Source organism: Rhodocyclus purpureus (assembly GCF_016653115.1).
GTDB classification, from domain to species: domain Bacteria; phylum Pseudomonadota; class Gammaproteobacteria; order Burkholderiales; family Rhodocyclaceae; genus Rhodocyclus; species Rhodocyclus purpureus.
The window spans coordinates 13251-29357 of sequence record NZ_NHRX01000069.1 but is presented as its reverse complement, the minus strand read 5'-3'; the positions used below and the strand labels follow the sequence as shown (position 1 = coordinate 29357).

Sequence of the window (16107 nt, the reverse complement as noted above, 5' to 3'; positions counted from 1 at the left end):
TTCACTTGACTTGCCCTGCCGCGCCGGCGAGTGCATCGGGCACACTTTCACCGCTGGCTTCGAGCTTCAGCCGCAGCAACTCGCGATACGACGAATTGGCCTCGCGCGCCTGCGCCGCACCCGTCGCGAGCGCGGCCAGGGCCTGCTTCCACGCCGCCGCGGCTTCCGCCTTCCTGCCGGCAGCGGCGAGCACGTCGCCGCGCACGTCGGCGAAACGCGCGGCGAAGCCCTCGGCGACCGGGCCGTCGAGCAGGCGCAGCGCCTCGTCCCAAGCCTTCTCGTCGATCAGGAGCGTTGCCAGGCGCAGCCGCGCCAGCTCGCGCGCTTCGTCCTTGCCGTTCTCCACCACCCAGCCGAGCTGGGCACGCGCGGTCTTGACGTCACCGGCGTCGAAGGCGGCCCTGGATGCGGTCAGCGCGCCGAGCGCGGCGACCGGCGTGCTGCCGAACTTTTCGAGCAGTTCACCGCTGGCCGCCTTGACCCGCTGCGAATCGCCGCGCTCGGCAGCCTCCTTCAGCACCGAGAAGATGGCCGAAGCCTGCGCCGCCTGCTCGCGCTGATACCAGTTCCAGCCCTGCCAGCCAGCGACCGTCAGCGAAGCGGCGAGGAGAGCGCCGACCACCTTGTTGCCATGCTGCTTCCACCAGCTCTTGATTTCGGCAAGCTGTTCCTGTTCTTCGAGGTCATACGCGGCCATCAGGATTCGTCCTCATCGAGCAAAGATTGGATGATCGCCTCGGCGAGCGCGTCGATGGCGATGCGGGTTTGCGCGCTGCCAAATTCGCCGTCGCCTTTGCCAAACTCGCGCAGGGGCTTCAGGCTGACTTCGCCGGCGTTGGCCTCGTCGTCACCGATGATAACGGCAAACGGTGCGCCGCTGGCGTCGGCCTTCTTCATCTGCGACTTGAAGCTGCCGCCGCCGCAATTGAGCAACACGTCGAGGCCCTGGTCGCGCAGGCCTTCGGCAACGCGCGGCGCCAGCCGCGAGGCCGCTTCGCCCTGATGCACGATGTAGGCGTCGACCGGCAGCGCCGTCGGTGCGCCGCCGCCCTCGGACAGCAGCGCGATCAGGCGCTCGACGCCCATCGCGAAGCCGCAGGCCGGGGTCGGCTTGCCGCCGAGTTGCGCGACCAGCCCGTCGAAACGCCCGCCGGCGCAGACGGTGCCCTGCGCGCCGAGGCGGTCGGTGACCCACTCGAAGACGGTCAGGTTGTAGTAGTCGAGCCCGCGCACCAGCCGCGGGTTGATCGTGTACGGAATGCCGACATCACGCAGCACGCGCTGCACGCCCTCGAAATGCGCGAGCGACTCGGGTCCCAGGTGGTCGGCGAGCTTCGGCGCGCCGGCGATCAATTCCTGCATCGCCGGGTTCTTGCTGTCGAGGATGCGCAGGGGATTGCTGTGCAGGCGGCGGCGCGCGTCCTCGTCGAGCAGTTCCTCGTGCTCCTCGAAATACTCGATCAGCTCGGCGCGATGGCGGGCGCGCTCCTCGGGCTGGCCGAGCGAGTTGAGTTCGAGGCGGATGCCGTCGAGGCCGAGGTCGTCCCACAGGCGCGCGCCCATCAGGATGTGTTCGGCGTCGATGTCGGGGCCGGTGAAGCCGAGCGCCTCGATGCCGATCTGGTGGAACTGGCGGTAGCGCCCCTTCTGCGGGCGCTCGTGGCGGAACATCGGCCCCGAGTAGTAGAGGCGCTGCGGTCGTTCGGCGGCGAGGTTGTGCTGGATCGCCGCGCGCACGCAGCCGGCGGTGCCCTCGGGACGCAGCGTCAGCGGCTCGCCGTTGAGGCTGTCGACGAAGGAGTACATCTCCTTCTCGACGATGTCGGTGACGGCGCCGATGGCGCGCGCGAACAAGGGCGTCGGCTCGACGATCGGCAGGCGGATCGGCCGGTAGCCGTAGCTCTTCAGCCAGCTGCGGACGATCTCCTCGAAGCGTTCCCAGAGTTCGGCTTCATCCGGCAGGATGTCGTTCATCCCGCGGACGGACTGGATGTTTCGGCTCATGACGGGAGGCGGTTCTTTCTCTGATAGGTGCGCGCCACGTAGCGCTCGACGATGGCGGTGAATTCCTCGGCGATGTTCTCGCCGCGCAGGGTGACGGTCTTGACGCCGTCCTCGAATACCGGCGCTGCCGGCGCCTCGCCCGACCCGGGCAGGCTGATGCCGATGTTGGCGTGCTTGCTCTCGCCGGGGCCGTTCACGACGCAACCCATCACCGCCAGCGTCATGTTCTCGACGCCGTCGTACTCGTTGCGCCAGTCGGGCATGCGGTTACGCACGTGGTTCTGGATGTGCTGCGCAAGTTCCTGGAAGACGGTGCTGGTGGTGCGCCCGCAGCCGGGGCAGGCGGTGACCATCGGTGTGAACGCCCTGAGCCCCATGGTCTGCAGGATCTCCTGCGCGACGATCACTTCCTGGCTGCGGCTGCCGCCCGGTTCCGGCGTCAGCGAGACGCGGATGGTATCGCCGATGCCCTCCTGCAGCAGCACGGCGAGCGCGGCGGTCGAGGCGACGATCCCCTTGGAGCCCATGCCGGCTTCGGTCAGGCCGAGATGCAGCGCGTAGTCGGCGCGCGCGGCGAGCTCGCGGTAGAGCGTGATCAGCTCCTGCACGCCGGAGACCTTGCACGAGAGGACGATGCGCTCGCGCGCCAGTCCCAGTTCCTCGGCCTTCGCCGCCGATTCGAGCGCCGAACCGATCATCGCCTCGCGCATCACCTCGGCGAGTTCCATGGGCTCTGCGCGCCGCGAGTTCTCGTCGAGCATGCGCGCGAGCAGGTCCTGGTCGAGGCTGCCCCAGTTCACGCCGATGCGCACCGCCTTCTCGTAGCGGCAGGCGAACTCGATCATCTGCGCGAACTGCTCGTCGCGTTTCTTGCCGTGACCGACGTTGCCCGGGTTGATCCGGTACTTGGCGAGCGCCTCGGCGCACTCGGGGAAGTCGGCGAGCAGGCGGTGGCCGTTGTAGTGGAAATCACCGATCAGCGGCACCTCGAGGTTCAGCTTCGCCAGATGCTCGCGGATGCGCGGTACGGCGGCGGCGGCTTCCGGCGTGTTCACGGTGATGCGCACCAGCTCCGACCCGGCGCGCGCCAGTTCGGCACACTGGATCGCGGTGGCGAGCCAGTCGGCGGTGTCGGTGTTGGTCATCGACTGGACGACCACCGGCGACTTGCCGCCGATGGTCACGGGGCCGACGCGCACTGCACGCGTCGCCTTGCGCAAACTCGAACTCATCGATAAATCCTGTTCAATCAATCACGTAGAGACCCTGCCCGCCGACATTGCGACCGGAGAGCTCAAGCTGTTTGCCCTTGTGGAGAACGCTGACCGTGCTCGACTTGCCGACGCGAACGGTGAACGGCGGGCTGCCACTGACGCTGTATTCGCTGCCGGGCGTGCTCAGTTGCGAGAAGACGACCTTGCCGCTGGCATCGCGGACCTCGACCCACGAATGCTTGACGAAGGTGAGGCCGAGCGCAGTGTCGCCCGCCGCAGCCTTGCCCGTGGCCGACGGGGTCGGCGCCGGCGGCGTCACCTGCGGCTGCGCGGCCGGCGTCGGCACAGCGCCCGCTGCCGGACTCGCCAGCGGCCTGGGCTGGAGGTTGCCGAGCGGGGTCACGGTCTCCTGCGGGCCTGGCATGGCCGCTGGCTGCTGCGCTGCCGGCCCAGCGGACGCTTCCTGCGGCTGCACCGGGGTATCGGCCGGAGTCGCTTCGCTGGCCGCGGCGGCAGCGGACGCAGTCTGGCCGGGTTCGCTCGCCTGCTCGGCCGACGTCGCAGCGCCCTCATCGCGCGCACCATCCGGGACCAGGAAATAGACGGCCAGCGCGCCAAGGACCAGGGCGAGGCCCGACAGCATCACCATCCGGTCACGCCTCCGCTCGCCCCCGGCGAGCGGCATCGACGCCCCCTCGCAGTGCGGCTGCAGGTCTTCGGGGGGCGCGGGTGCGGGCTGCACCGCATCGAGCGCGGCGAGCAGCGGATCGGGATCGATCGCGAGAAAGCGTGCGTAGTTGCGAATGAAACCGCGGACGAAGACCCCTCCGGGCAGGTGCGACCAGTCGTCCGCCTCGAGCGCCTCGACCTGGCGCGTGCTCAGTTTCAGCGACTGCGCGACGGCAGCGATCGGCAGTCCCTTGGCTTCGCGTGCTGCGCGCAGCAGGCTGCCGATACCCGGCTGAACTGCCGGCGCCGGCGCGCTGCCCGACTGTGTGTTGTTGACCTCCGGGCTGACCGGCGCGGGGGTGGCTTCACTCATTCGTATTCGCCCTTCGACAGCATCTTGCGTGGGAGAAGCGCCGGCAAGGCACGGCGCCAAAGTATCGGTTGGAGGCTCGCTTGCGCATCATCGTCACCGCGCGCGCCCTCAGTCGAGCTTGCGCACATCGACGATGCGCCGCTCGCTGCGCCGCGTACGATCGTCGACCTGGCCGGCGAGCTGGCCGCAGGCGGCGGCAATGTCGTCGCCGCGCGTCTTGCGCGTCGTTGCGACGACACCCGCCTCGATCAGGATCTCGGCGAAGCGGCGAATGCGCGGTGCCGGCGAACGACGGTAGGGCGAGCCCGGGAACGGGTTGAAAGGAATCAGGTTGAACTTGCACGGCGTGTTGCGCGTGAGCGCCAGCAGCGCGCGCGCATGCGCGTCGGAGTCATTGACGCCGTCGAGCATGACGTATTCGAAAGTGACGAAGTCGCGCGGCGCGCGTTCGAGGTAGCGCCGGCAGGCAGCCATCAGTTCGCGCAGCGGATACTTGCGGTTGATCGGCACCAGCACGTCGCGCAACGCATCGTCGGGCGCGTGCAGCGAAACCGCGAGTGCCACCGGGCATTCGTCGCGCAAGCGGTCCATCGCCGGCACGAGGCCCGAGGTCGACACCGTCACGCGGCGGCGCGACAGGCCGTAGGCGTTGTCGTCGAGCATCAGGCGCAGCGCGGTGATCGCATTGTCGAGGTTGGCCAGCGGTTCGCCCATCCCCATCAGAACGACGTTGCTGATGATGCGCTCGCCCTTCGGGTCGGCGCCGCGCGCACCCAGGACACAATTCGCCTGCCACAACTGGCCGATGATCTCGGCGGTGGTCAGATTGCGGTTGAAGCCCTGCTTGCCGGTCGAGCAGAAGGCGCAGTCGAGCGCACAACCCGCCTGCGTCGAGATGCACAGTGTGCCGCGGTCGTCCTCGGGGATGAAGACACTCTCGACGGCGTTGCCGGCCCCCACGTCGAACAGGAACTTGCGAGAACCGTCGCCGGAGAGCCGGTCGGCAACGATCGCCGGCGGGGTGATCGTCGCGATCTGCTTCAGCTTCTCGCGCAGACTCTTGGCAATGTCGGTCATCGCGTCGAAGTCGCCGACGAAGCCGCGATGGATCCAGCGCAGCACCTGCCGCGCGCGGAAAGGCTTCTCGCCGCGTTCGGCAAAGAAGGCGGTGAGCCCCGCGGCGTCGAAATCGAGGAGATTGACGGGCTGGGGAGTGGCTGACTGCAAGGCGGACATTGCGTCTCTTCAAATGCAAACGCAGCGCCGCGCCGACCGGAGTCCACGCGGCGCTGCGCTGGGCGGCTTAGCGGCCGGCGAAGACGTCGAGCGTCGGGAAGAAGAAGGCGATTTCGACCGCGGCGGTTTCGGGGGCGTCGGAACCGTGCACGGCGTTGGCGTCGATCGAGTCGGCGAAGTCGGCGCGGATCGTTCCCGGCGCGGCCTTCTTCGGATCGGTGGCGCCCATCAGCTCGCGGTTCTTGGCGATCGCGTCTTCACCTTCGAGCGCCTGGATCATCACCGGGCCGGAGGTCATGAACGAGACCAGATCCTTGAAGAAGGGACGGTCCTTGTGCACGGCGTAGAAGGCACCGGCTTGTTGCTCCGACAGCCAGGCCATGCGCGCCGCGACGACCTTGAGGCCGGCACCTTCGAAGCGCGAGTAGATCTGGCCGATGACGTTCTTGGCGACGGCGTCGGGCTTGATGATGGAAAGGGTGCGTTCGATAGCCATGAATCAGTTCTCCACAGGAGGCAAGGGGATGAAAATACGGGGGGCGCCGACGCCGGTCGCTGCCGGCCAGGCGGCAGCAGCCGGCACCGGTACGAGGCCGGCAACGCGGCGAGACATCGGCACGCAACTTGCCATTCTACCAAGAGTCGGTGCCGAATGCCGAATACTCGCCTGCGCGCCGCGCCTTTCCCCGCTACATCATCCCCAGCGTCCGTGGCAGCCAGGTCGACAGCGGCGGCCAGTAGGTGACCAGCACCAGGAAGCCGAGCATCGACAGCAGCCATGGCCAGACCGCGACCGTCAGCTCGGTGATGCCCATGCGGGTGATCCCCGAGGCGACGTAGAGGTTGAGCCCGACCGGCGGGTGACACATGCCGACTTCCATGTTCACCACCATCAGGATGCCGAAGTGCACCGGATCGATGCCGAGCTTCACCGCCACCGGGAAGAGGATCGGCGCGAAGATGAGCACGATCGACGACGGCTCCATGAAGTTGCCGGCGAGCAGCAGGATCACGTTGACCGCGAGCAGGAAGGTGATCACGCCGAGGCCGTTGCCGATCATCCAGTCGGCGAGCGCCTGCGGGATGCCCTCGTTGGTCATGATGAACGAGAAGAGGACGGCGTTGGTGATGATGTAGAGCAGCATCGCCGACATGTTCGCCGAGTTGAGCAGCACCTTCGGCACGTCCTTCAGCGACATGTCCTTGTAGATGAAGACGGCGACGATGAAGGCATAAACGGCGCTCATCGCCGCAGCTTCGGTCGGCGTGAACATCCCCGAGTAGATGCCGCCCATGACGACGACGATCAGCAGGAGCCCCCACACCGAATCGCGGAAGGCCTTGATCCGCTCGGCCAGGCTCGCCTTCGGCTGCCGCGGGTAGTCGAACTTCTTCGCGCGGTACCAGGTGACGCCGCCCAACACCGCCGCCAGCGCGAGCCCCGGGATGACGCCGGCCATGAACAGCGCGCCGACCGAGGTGTTGGTCGCCACCGAGTACATGACCATCACGATCGACGGCGGGATGAGGATGCCGAGCGCGCCCGAGGTGGTGATGACGCCGGCGCCGAAGCGGTTGGGGAAGCCGGCCTTGACCATCGCCGGCAGCAGGATCGCGCCGATAGCCACCACCGTCGCCGGGCTCGACCCGGACACCGCCGCGAACAGCGCACACGCCACCACCCCGGCGAGCCCGAGCCCGCCGTGCCAGTGCCCGACCATCGCCGTGGCGAAGTTGATCATCCGCCGCGCGACGCCGCCGTGGGTGAGGAAATTGCCGGCGAGGATGAAGAACGGGATGGCCATGATCTCGAACTTCTCGATGCCGGTGAACAGCTTGAGCGCCACCGACTCCAGCGGCACCTGCGTCATCGTGAACAGGAAGGTGAGGACGGTCAGGCCGAGCGAGATCGAGATCGGCATGCCGGTGAGCATCAGCGCGAGCAACACCCCGAAAATGATTGCAGCGTTCATTTACGCTCGCCTCCTTGTTGCTTGTCTGGCTCTGCGCCGCCCGGCGCCGGGTGTTTCAGGTCACGCGGATGCAGGTCGTCCTGCATTGCGAAGTGGTTGAAGTCGACCGGCGAAGCGCCATCCTTTTCCGCCATCTGCGCCAGTTCCTGTTCCTCTTCCAGACCCTCGACGTGACCGTGGTCGTGATGCGGCAGGTCGCCGGTGCGCAGGAAGTTCCAGTTCACCTGCAGGAAGCGGAAGCACATCAGCGACGAACCGAGCGGGATCGCGCTATAGACGATCCAGGTCGGCCATTCGAGGTCGGGGGTCGTCGGTCCTTCCGGAACGTCGCCGGGGTCGGCGCCGGACCAGGTGAGGAAGGCGTAATGCGCGCCGTTTTCCCAGACGAAATTCGCACCGAGCGTGGCGATGATGCCGGTGAACAGCGCCCCTGCCAGGAGGCCGAAGACGATGAAGACGCGCCGCTTGCGCTCGTCGAGGCGGTTGATCAGCACGTCGACGCCGACGTGAATGCCGGTGCGCACGCCGTAGGCGGCACCGAACTTCGCCATCCAGACGAACATGATGATGCACAACTCCTGCGCCCAACTGAAGTTGAGGCTGAGCAGCCAGTCCTGCACGCCGGGAATATCCACCCCGGCCAGATAGCGATGCACGACGGCGACGAAGATGATCGTCGTCGCCGCCGCCATGAGGAAGGTGACGATCCATTCCTCGAGATGATCGAGCCACTTCATTCCAGTTCTCCAGCAGTGTCGGCAGCCCGGACGGACCTCGGTCCGCCCGGGCTACCGCCGTCCTCCTTACAGCTTGCTCGGGTCGAACTCGGTTTCCTTGTAGATCGCCTCGATCAGTTCCTTGCCGATGCGCGACTCCATCTTCTGATGCACGGGCACCAGCGCCTTCTTGAAGGCCAGGCGTTCGGCCGCGGTCGGCACATAGACGGTGGTCCTGCCGCTCTTCTTCACCGACTCGAGGTCCTTGTCGTTCTGCTCCTTGGCGATCCGGTTGGCGTAGTCGGTGGACTCCTTCATCGCCTTTTCGAGCTGGCCGCGCACGTCAGCCGGCAGACCGTCCCAGAACTTCTTGTTCACGATCACGGCGTAACCGAGATAGCCGTGGTCGGTCAGGGTCAGGTGCTTCTGCACCTCATGCATCTTCTGCGTGTACAGGTTCGAGATCGGGTTCTCGGTGCCATCGACGACGCCCGTCTGCAGCGCCTGGTAGACCTCGGAGAAGGCCATCACCTGCGGCAGCGCGCCGAGCGTGCGCATCTCCTCTTCCAGCACCTTCGACGACTGGATGCGCATCTTCTTGCCCTTGAGGTCGGCCGGCGTCCTGATCGGCGTGTTCGCCGAGAACGACTTGAAGCCGTTGTCCCAGAAGGCCAGCCCGCGGATCCCCTTCGGCTCGAGCTTCTTCAGCATCGCCTGGCCGACCGGGCCCTGCGTCACCTTGTGCAGGTCGTCGTAGCCGTCGAAGATGAACGGCAGGTCGAAGGCCTCGAACTCCTTGACGCCGAGCGGGCCGAACTTGGCCAGCGACGGGGCCAGCATCTGCACGGCGCCGAGCTGCAGCGCCTCCATCTCTTCCTTGTCCTTGTAGAGGGTCGAGTTGGCATACACCTCGACCTTGACCTTGCCCTTGGTCAGTTCCTCGCTGCGCTTCTTGAAGAACTCGGCAGCCAGGCCCTTCGGCGTATCGACCGCGACGACGTGGCTGAACTTGATCACGATCGGGGCATCGGCAGACGCGGTGGCGGACAGCACGCACGCGGCCAGGCCGAGCAACAGTGCGGAAATCTTCATGGGGTCTCCTTTTTCGGTCAAAACTCGCAGGACGAAGGCAGTCCGTCGCCATCGACGGACCAGGGTGCGGAGTATCGAACTTCCGCGACGGTCGCCGCTATTGTGGAAATCCGCAATACGTTGCCGCAGGCCAAAAGACCGCCCCGGCGCGAACTTCGGTAAGATCGGCAGGATGCCGACAAGCCCCCCCGTCACGGACCGACCCGCGCAAGCCTGGTCGAGTTGGTACCTGACCCTGCCCAAGATCGCGCTGGCGCTGCTGCTGGTGCTCTTGGTCGCGCTGCTCTGGCTGTGGCGCCAGAACGAAGTCGAGGAGCAGCGCTCGACGCTGATCGCCGACGCGCTCTGGCTGGAGCAGAACGTCCGCTTCCATCTCGACGGCAACGCCGAGGCGCTGCAGCAACTGGCGCTCGACCTCGCGCTCGACGGCGACCCGCAGCCGCTCTTCCGCACCCGCTCCCGGCACCTGCTGCGCATCGCGCCGGCACTCAGGCAGATACGCTGGATCGATGCGGAGGGCCGCAGCGTCGACGCGCTGCCTCGGGACGCTGCGGGCAGCGCCTCCGCGGCGGCCAGCGAACGCGCCGGCAAGCTGGCGCGGCCCGTCTATTCGGAAGTCTTCGTGCAGGACGGCGAATACCGCTTCGAACTGCACCTGCCGCTCGGCAACGGCGTGGCGCAAGGCGCCGGCGCCCGGAAAGCGGGCGGCGAACTCGTCGCCATCTACTCGCTCGACGCACTGCTCAAGCAGCAGACCCCGTGGTGGCTCGCCGAGAAGTACCTGGTGCGCGTCGTCGACGGCAACGGCAAGGTGCTCGCCAGCAAGTCGCAGCTTGCCGCCGGCGACACGGCGCCGCGCCTGGCCGACGACCCGCAGCTCAGCTACCGGCTGGCCTTCGATCCGCCCGGTGACGGCCTCCACTTCCAGCTCGATGCGCACCGCGCTGCGGGCAGCGTCGCGCAGACCTGGCTGGCGACGCTGATCCTGATCCTCGCCGCCGCCGTGCTGGCGAGCCTGTGGCTGGTGCGCGTGCTGATCCAGCGCCGGCTCGCGGCCGAGCAGGCGCTGCGCTCGGCGCACGCCTTCCGCAAGGCGATGGAGGATTCGCTCACGGTCGGCATGCGCGCGCGCGACCTCGACGGCCGCATCACCTACGTCAATCCGGCCTTCTGCCGCATGTTCGGCTTCGCTGCCGAGGAACTGGTCGGCCGCGCGCCGCCGATGCCTTACTGGGATGCGGAACATCGGGAAAAGACCGAAGCGATCCACAGCGACGTCCTCGCCGGACGCGCGCCGCGCGAGGGCTTCGAGCTGCGCTACCGGCGCAAGAGCGGCGAGACCTTGGACGCGCTGGTCTATGAAGCGCCGCTGATCGACGCCGATGGCAGGCATACGGGCTGGATGTCGTCGATCCTGGACGTCACCGCGCGCAAGCGCGCCGAGGAGACCGCGCGCCAGCAGGAGGAGAAGCTCCAGCTGACCTCGCGTCTGGTCGCCATGGGCGAGATGGCCTCGACGCTGGCGCACGAGCTGAACCAGCCGCTGGCCGCCATCGCCAGCTACAACGCCGGCTGCCTGAACAAGCTCGATTCGGGCAAGTTCGATGCCGCCGAGCTGCGCGAGGCGCTGGCCAAGCTCGGCGTGCAGGCACAACGCGCCGGCCAGATCATCCGCCGGGTCCATGACTTCGTGCGCAAGCGCACGCCGCAGCTGTCCCCCTGCGACCTGGCGCCGGCCGTCGAGGAGAGCATCGCCTTCATCGAGCCGCTGGCCCGGAAGCACGGGATCGTCATCCTGCGCGAGATCGAACGCGCTGGCCCGCCCGCCATCGCCGACAGCGTGATGATCGGACAGGTGCTGCTCAACCTGATGCGCAACGCGATCGAGGCGATGGCCGGGATGCCGGCCGAGCGCCGTGTCCTGCTGGTCAGGCTCGTCCGCCAGGACCGACAATGGCAGCTTTCGGTCAGCGATCGCGGACCGGGAATTCCCGACGAGATCCGCCAGCAGCTGTTCACGCCGCTGCTCTCGACCAAACCAGAAGGAATGGGCATGGGCCTCAACATCTGCCGTTCGATCGTCGAACTCCATCACGGACGTCTCTGGCTCGAAGCGAACCCCGCCGGTGGCTGCGTCTTCGTCATCACCCTGCCGATCACCGGGGAGGAGAGGCCATGAGCGCACGCGCCTGGCTGATCGACGACGACGAAGCGATCCGCGATGCGCTCGCCTGGCTGCTCGCCTCGCGCGGCGTCGCCTGCACCGCCTGTGCCAGCGCCGAAGAATTCCTCGCCAGATGGAGCAGCGACATCGGCGGCTGCATCGTGCTCGACATCCGCATGGCCGGCATGAGCGGTGCAGAACTGTTCCAGGAACTGCGCCAGCGCGGCAACCGCCTGCCGGTGATCTTCCTCACCGGCCATGGCGACGTGCCGATGGCCGTCGCCGCGATCAAGCAGGGCGCCTTCGACTTCGTCGAAAAGCCGTTCAACGACAACGAACTCGTGGACCGCATCATCGCCGCGCTCGAGGTCGACGCGCGACGGCGCGCCGCTGCCGGGTCGGGCGAGTCAAAGCAGGCCCTGCTCGCGCGGCTGACGCTGCGCGAACGCCAGGTCATGGAACTCGTCCTCGCCGGCAAGTACAACAAGGTGATCGCCGACGAACTGAACATCAGCATGCGCACGGTCGAAGTGCATCGCGCGCGGCTGTTCGAGAAGATGGGCGTCAAGACCGCCGTCGAGCTGGCGCAGCTGCTCGCCGCTGCTGACGAAAACTGAACGACGATTCGCGGCTGCCGCCGCCACCCCGGAAACGCTCCCCCCGCAAGCGCCGCGGCTTGCCGAGGGAAGGCCGGAAGGACCGAATTGGACCTGAAGGGCCCGCGCTAGGCCGGGACGAAGTCGAGCACGAAGCCCGGCTCGCCGTCGGCGCAGGCGAAGGCGGCATCGACGCCGACGCCGCCCACCCAGGCGAGCTGCTCGCCGCTCCACAGGAGCGGCAGGTGTTCGCGCTGCCAGGGTGGCAGCCCGCGCTCCTGCAGGAGCTTCTTCAGGCTGCGCCGTGGCCGGCGCGGGTCGGGCTGCAGCCGCTCGCCGCCCTGCCGCCGCGTGAAGCAGACCTCGCCGGCGAGGAGGCGCGCGCGGCTGATGCCGGCGCCGACCGCCGCGCGGATGGAGAGCGGCTCGCCGCCCCAGTCGAGCGTCGCCGCCGTGCCGAGGCTTTCGGGCCACGCCAGCCGCAGCGGCGGCTCGGGCCGCGCCGGCAGCAGGTGCAGAAAACCGCGAAAGACGCGCAGCGCAGCGCCAGACAGCTCGACGCAGGTTTCGGGAGACGCGCACGCCAGCTGCCGCCGCGCCTCTTCCAGCCAGCGCGTATCCGGCGCCGGCAAGCCGCAGGCCTGCAGTTCGTGGCGCAGCAGGTTGCGCGCGCGCGGCGCCGGCAGCGCGTTGAACGCGGCGAGCGGCAGCGCGCCGCCGGCCGGCGCCAGTCGCTCGCGGTCGATCAGCGCGAGCTCGTCGAGCAGCTGGCGCGCTTCGGCGAAGTGGCCGGCGGCGCGTGCCAGCGCGGCGTCGGCGCCGGGGAAAACGGTCGCCAGCTGTGGCAGGATGCGCTGGCGCAGGAAATTGCGGCGATGACGACAGTCGGCGTTGCTCTCGTCCTCGACCCAGGCGAGCCCGTGCTGCGCGGCGTAGTCGGTGAGCAGCGCACGCGGCAGGTCGAGCAGGGGGCGGATCAGCCGTGGCGCGCCGGGCGCCTGCGCGGCGAGCGCGCGCTCGACCGGGATGCCGGCGGCACCGGCGACACCGCTCCCGCGCAGCAGGCGCATGAGCAGCGTCTCCGCCTGGTCGTCGCGATGATGCGCCAGCGCCAGCCAGTCGGTCCGGCAGCGCGCGAAGGCCGCGTAACGCAGGCGGCGCGCCGCCGCTTCCAGGCCTTCGCCGGCGGCGTCGATCGGACCGAGTTCGACGATCTCGAGCGGCAGCTCGCGTTCGGCGCAGAACGCCGCGCAGAAGCGCGCCCAGTCAGCGGCGTTGGCGCTCAGCCCGTGGTTGACGTGCACGGCGGAAAGGACGAAGCGTGGCAGCTCGCCTGCAGCAGTCTGGCCGCGCGCCAGGCAATGCAGGGCGTCGAGCAGGACCAGCGAATCGCGTCCGCCGGAAAAGGCGACGCCGAGCCGATCGCCCGGGCGCAGGCGCGTGGCCAGGAACTGCGTGAGGTGCTTGAACAGTGTGGCGGACGCCGTCGTCCCCGGGTCCGCGTCTCCCGGGCCACTCGGGCCCGGGGAGGGCACGGGCTCAGCCGGGCGACTGCTCTTTCGTCCGGCCATAGGCCATCAGCCGCTGGTAGCGCGTGTCGAGCAGGGCCTCTGTCGACAGCCCGGAAACACGCGCCAGCGCGTCCTGCAGCGCCTGCTTCAGGTTCTGCGCGGCGGTGCCGTGGTCACGGTGCGCACCGCCGAGCGGCTCGGCGATGACGTGGTCGACGAGCCCGAGCGACTTCAGCCGCGCCGCGGTGATTCCCATCGCCTCGGCGGCGTCGGAGGCGCGCGCCGCACTCTTCCACAGGATCGACGCGCAGCCCTCGGGCGAGATCACCGAATAGGTCGAGTACTGCAGCATCTGCACGACGTCGCCGACGGCGATCGCCAGCGCACCGCCGGAACCGCCCTCGCCGATGATGGTGACGATCACCGGCGTCTTCAGTTCGGCCAGTTCATAGAGGTTGCGACCGATCGCCTCGGACTGGCCGCGCTCCTCGGCATCGATGCCGGGATAGGCGCCCGGGGTGTCGATGAAGGTGAACACGGGGATCGCGAACTTCTCGGCGAGCTTCATCAGGCGCAGCGCCTTGCGGTAGCCCTCGGGACGCGGCATGCCGAAGTTGCGCAGGATCTTTTCCTTGGTGTCGCGGCCCTTCTGGTGGCCGATCACCATCACCGGCTGGCCGTTGAAACGCGCCAGCCCACCGACGATCGCGTGGTCGTCGGCAAAGGCACGGTCGCCGTGCAGTTCGTTGAAATCGGTGAACAGGCGGCCGATGTAGTCGAGCGTATACGGACGTTGCGGGTGCCGCGCGACCTGCGAGATCTGCCAGGGCGTGAGCTTGGCGTAGATGTCCCGGGTCAGCGACTGGCTCTTCTTCTCCAGACGCGCGATCTCTTCGGAGATGTCGAGCTCGGCATCGTCCTGGACGGAGCGCAGCTCTTCGATCTTGCCTTCCAGTTCGGCAAGGGACTGTTCGAAATCGAGGAAAGTGGTCTTCATCTGGCGCGGCCCGATCGGCAAGAGGGCGCACATTTTAACCCAGAATCCTGGTCCACCCTTTCTCCCGCTGCGGGCGGGCCGCCGCTCAGCCGATCGGGGAAGCTGGGGCGAAGGCCGCCAGTTCCGGGCAGGCGACGACCGACTGCAGCAGCAGGTCGAGCGCCAGCTCGTGCTCGAAGGCCTCGATCGCCTGCTGCAACTCGGACATGCGCTCGCCGAGGAGCGGCGCCAGCAGGCCGCGCTGTTCGCGCCAGCGCGACTCGACCGCGAAATCGTTCGCCGCCAGGAGCGGCGCCAGCTCGCTGACCGCCGCGCCGACCGCTGCCCAATCGAGCGCACGCCTGGCGGCCGTGCTTGCCGCGGTGCTGGACCTCTGCGCCGCCTGCGGGACAGAGGCGGCCCGAGAAAGCGGCAGCGGCACGCTGAACCAGAAGGTGCTGCCCACGCCCCGGGGTGCTGTCGAGGCCGATCTCGCCGCCCATCAGGTCGAGCAGGCGCTTGGCCAGCGCCAGACCGAGGCCGATGCCGTCGTTGGCGCGCCGCGTCGAGGAATCGCCCTGGCTGAAGCGCGCGAACAGCCGCGCCTGCAGTTCGGGAGCAATGCCGCAGCCCTGGTCCTCGACCTCGAAGCGCAGCGTCGCCTGCCGGCGCTGCCGCGCGACTTGCAGGACGCGCAGCGCGATGCGCCCGCCAGCGGAGAACTTGACCGCGTTGTCGAGCAACTGGCGCAGGATCTGCTCGAGCCGCACCGGGTCGCCGCGCCAGCCCCGCGGCAGCGCCGGGTCCAGGTAACGCTGGATCTGGATGCCCTTGCCTGCCGCCAGGTTGCGGATTTCACCCTCGGCGTGGTCGAGCAGCGTGATCAGGTCGAAATCGACGCTTTCGATCCCGATGCGGCCACCCTCGCTGCCGGCGAAATCGATGACGTCGTTGATCAGGCGCAGGAGCTTGGTGGACGCCTCGGCCGTCTTCTCCAGCAGTTCGCGGCCGTGCGCGTCATGGACCTCGCGCGCCAGCAGGTGCGTGTAGCCGATGATGTGGTTCATCGGCGTGCGCAGCTCGTGGCTGACGCTGGCGAGGAAAGCGGACTTCGCGCGATTGGCGCTTTCGGCCTGGTCGCGCGCTGCCGCCAGCTCGCGCGTGCGCGCCAGCACCTGCGCCTCCAGATCGTGGCGGTAGCGCGCCAGCTCGAGTTGCAGCGCGACGCGCGCGCGCACCACCGCCGGATTGACCGGCTTGTGGATGAAATCGACGGCGCCGCCGGCCAGTGCGCGTGTCTCGCTGTCGCCGTCGGTCTTGGCAGTGACGAAGATCACCGGAATTCCACTCGTCTCGGCGTCGCGCCCGAGCGCGGCGCACAGCTCGTAGCCGTCCATGTCGGGCATCATCGCGTCGAGCAGGATCAGGTCGGGACGCAGGCCGCCCTGCAGCAAGGCCAGCGCCTGGCGGCCCGAAGTCGCCGCCGACAGCCCGTAATCGTCCTCGAGGATGGCGATCAGCACCTCGATGTTGGCCGGCGCATCGTCGACGATCAGCAGATGAGACGGGGAAGCGCCCATGGT

The 16107-nt window shown here is 68.2% G+C and carries 14 protein-coding genes; 2 read left to right on the top strand and 12 right to left on the bottom strand.

Features of this window, described 5'->3' with window-relative positions:
* Position 1: 1 nt before the first annotated feature.
* The 9 genes from CCR84_RS16150 to CCR84_RS16110 all read right to left on the bottom strand — a co-directional run bounded on the left by CCR84_RS16150 (position 2) and on the right by CCR84_RS16110 (position 9277).
* Positions 2-697 carry a YfgM family protein gene (locus CCR84_RS16150; RefSeq protein WP_201214687.1) on the bottom strand — a complete coding sequence of 232 codons (696 nt, stop codon included), beginning with the start codon at positions 695-697 and terminating at the stop codon, positions 2-4.
* On the bottom strand, positions 697-2004 hold the full coding sequence (hisS, locus tag CCR84_RS16145; RefSeq protein WP_201214686.1) for a histidine--tRNA ligase: 1308 nt from the start codon (positions 2002-2004) through the stop codon (positions 697-699). The genes CCR84_RS16150 and hisS overlap by 1 nt, the downstream gene beginning before the upstream one ends.
* Positions 2001-3236, bottom strand: a complete 1236-nt coding sequence (gene ispG / locus CCR84_RS16140; protein WP_201214684.1) for a flavodoxin-dependent (E)-4-hydroxy-3-methylbut-2-enyl-diphosphate synthase — start codon at positions 3234-3236, stop codon at positions 2001-2003. The genes hisS and ispG overlap by 4 nt, the downstream gene beginning before the upstream one ends.
* 13 nt (positions 3237-3249) lie before the next feature.
* Complete coding sequence (locus tag CCR84_RS16135) at positions 3250-4260, bottom strand: RodZ domain-containing protein (RefSeq protein ID WP_201214670.1); 1011 nt, start codon at positions 4258-4260, stop codon at positions 3250-3252.
* A 108-nt stretch (positions 4261-4368) separates the two neighbouring features.
* Positions 4369-5496, bottom strand: a complete 1128-nt coding sequence (gene rlmN / locus CCR84_RS16130) for a dual-specificity RNA methyltransferase RlmN (protein ID WP_201214669.1) — start codon at positions 5494-5496, stop codon at positions 4369-4371.
* A gap of 67 nt (positions 5497-5563) precedes the next feature.
* Positions 5564-5992 (bottom strand): nucleoside-diphosphate kinase, encoded by a 429-nt coding sequence (gene ndk / locus CCR84_RS16125; protein WP_201214664.1) that lies wholly within the window; start codon positions 5990-5992, stop codon positions 5564-5566.
* 193 nt (positions 5993-6185) lie between these two features.
* Entirely contained in the window at positions 6186-7469 is a 1284-nt protein-coding gene (locus CCR84_RS16120) for a TRAP transporter large permease (protein ID WP_201214663.1), read from the bottom strand.
* The gene (locus tag CCR84_RS16115; protein ID WP_201214661.1) at positions 7466-8206 is read right to left on the bottom strand and encodes a TRAP transporter small permease; all 741 of its coding nucleotides are present in this window, start codon (positions 8204-8206) and stop codon (positions 7466-7468) included. The genes CCR84_RS16120 and CCR84_RS16115 overlap by 4 nt, the downstream gene beginning before the upstream one ends.
* A gap of 66 nt (positions 8207-8272) precedes the next feature.
* Entirely contained in the window at positions 8273-9277 is a 1005-nt protein-coding gene (locus CCR84_RS16110) for a TRAP transporter substrate-binding protein (RefSeq protein ID WP_201214658.1), read from the bottom strand.
* A gap of 172 nt (positions 9278-9449) precedes the next feature.
* On the opposite strand from CCR84_RS16110, the gene CCR84_RS16105 reads away from it, so the two are divergent.
* Both CCR84_RS16105 and CCR84_RS16100 read left to right on the top strand, forming a co-directional pair.
* Complete coding sequence (locus CCR84_RS16105) at positions 9450-11456, top strand: sensor histidine kinase (protein ID WP_201214655.1); 2007 nt, start codon at positions 9450-9452, stop codon at positions 11454-11456.
* Positions 11453-12058 carry a response regulator transcription factor gene (locus CCR84_RS16100; RefSeq protein ID WP_201214652.1) on the top strand — a complete coding sequence of 202 codons (606 nt, stop codon included), beginning with the start codon at positions 11453-11455 and terminating at the stop codon, positions 12056-12058. The genes CCR84_RS16105 and CCR84_RS16100 overlap by 4 nt, the downstream gene beginning before the upstream one ends.
* Positions 12059-12165: 107 nt before the next feature.
* Here the strand turns inward: CCR84_RS16100 and tilS are convergent, their stop codons facing one another.
* Genes tilS through CCR84_RS16085 form a run of 3 tightly spaced genes read right to left on the bottom strand, consistent with a single transcriptional unit; the run spans position 12166 to position 16104 of the window.
* Positions 12166-13572 (bottom strand): tRNA lysidine(34) synthetase TilS, encoded by a 1407-nt coding sequence (gene tilS, locus CCR84_RS16095; protein WP_201214649.1) that lies wholly within the window; start codon positions 13570-13572, stop codon positions 12166-12168.
* A gap of 4 nt (positions 13573-13576) precedes the next feature.
* Positions 13577-14545, bottom strand: coding sequence for an acetyl-CoA carboxylase carboxyltransferase subunit alpha (locus CCR84_RS16090; protein WP_201214631.1), 969 nt, complete (start codon positions 14543-14545; stop codon positions 13577-13579).
* Positions 14542-16104: a hybrid sensor histidine kinase/response regulator gene (locus CCR84_RS16085; RefSeq protein ID WP_201214628.1), complete on the bottom strand. Its 1563-nt coding sequence runs from the start codon at positions 16102-16104 to the stop codon at positions 14542-14544. The genes CCR84_RS16090 and CCR84_RS16085 overlap by 4 nt, the downstream gene beginning before the upstream one ends.
* Positions 16105-16107: the final 3 nt, after the last annotated feature.

What these genes read in the sequence shown, in the direction of transcription:
- CCR84_RS16100 (WP_201214652.1), top strand. Translation starts at nt 11,453, where the DNA reads ATGAGCGCACGCGCCTGGCTGATCGACGACGACGAAGCGATCCGCGAT.
- ndk (WP_201214664.1), bottom strand. Translation starts at nt 5,992, where the DNA reads ATGGCTATCGAACGCACCCTTTCCATCATCAAGCCCGACGCCGTCGCC.
- CCR84_RS16120 (WP_201214663.1), bottom strand. Translation starts at nt 7,469, where the DNA reads ATGAACGCTGCAATCATTTTCGGGGTGTTGCTCGCGCTGATGCTCACC.
- hisS (WP_201214686.1), bottom strand. Translation starts at nt 2,004, where the DNA reads ATGAGCCGAAACATCCAGTCCGTCCGCGGGATGAACGACATCCTGCCG.
- CCR84_RS16085 (WP_201214628.1), bottom strand. Translation starts at nt 16,104, where the DNA reads ATGGGCGCTTCCCCGTCTCATCTGCTGATCGTCGACGATGCGCCGGCC.
- CCR84_RS16090 (WP_201214631.1), bottom strand. Translation starts at nt 14,545, where the DNA reads ATGAAGACCACTTTCCTCGATTTCGAACAGTCCCTTGCCGAACTGGAA.
- rlmN (WP_201214669.1), bottom strand. Translation starts at nt 5,496, where the DNA reads ATGTCCGCCTTGCAGTCAGCCACTCCCCAGCCCGTCAATCTCCTCGAT.
- CCR84_RS16135 (WP_201214670.1), bottom strand. Translation starts at nt 4,260, where the DNA reads ATGAGTGAAGCCACCCCCGCGCCGGTCAGCCCGGAGGTCAACAACACA.
- CCR84_RS16150 (WP_201214687.1), bottom strand. Translation starts at nt 697, where the DNA reads ATGGCCGCGTATGACCTCGAAGAACAGGAACAGCTTGCCGAAATCAAG.
- CCR84_RS16105 (WP_201214655.1), top strand. Translation starts at nt 9,450, where the DNA reads ATGCCGACAAGCCCCCCCGTCACGGACCGACCCGCGCAAGCCTGGTCG.
- ispG (WP_201214684.1), bottom strand. Translation starts at nt 3,236, where the DNA reads ATGAGTTCGAGTTTGCGCAAGGCGACGCGTGCAGTGCGCGTCGGCCCC.
- CCR84_RS16115 (WP_201214661.1), bottom strand. Translation starts at nt 8,206, where the DNA reads ATGAAGTGGCTCGATCATCTCGAGGAATGGATCGTCACCTTCCTCATG.
- CCR84_RS16110 (WP_201214658.1), bottom strand. Translation starts at nt 9,277, where the DNA reads ATGAAGATTTCCGCACTGTTGCTCGGCCTGGCCGCGTGCGTGCTGTCC.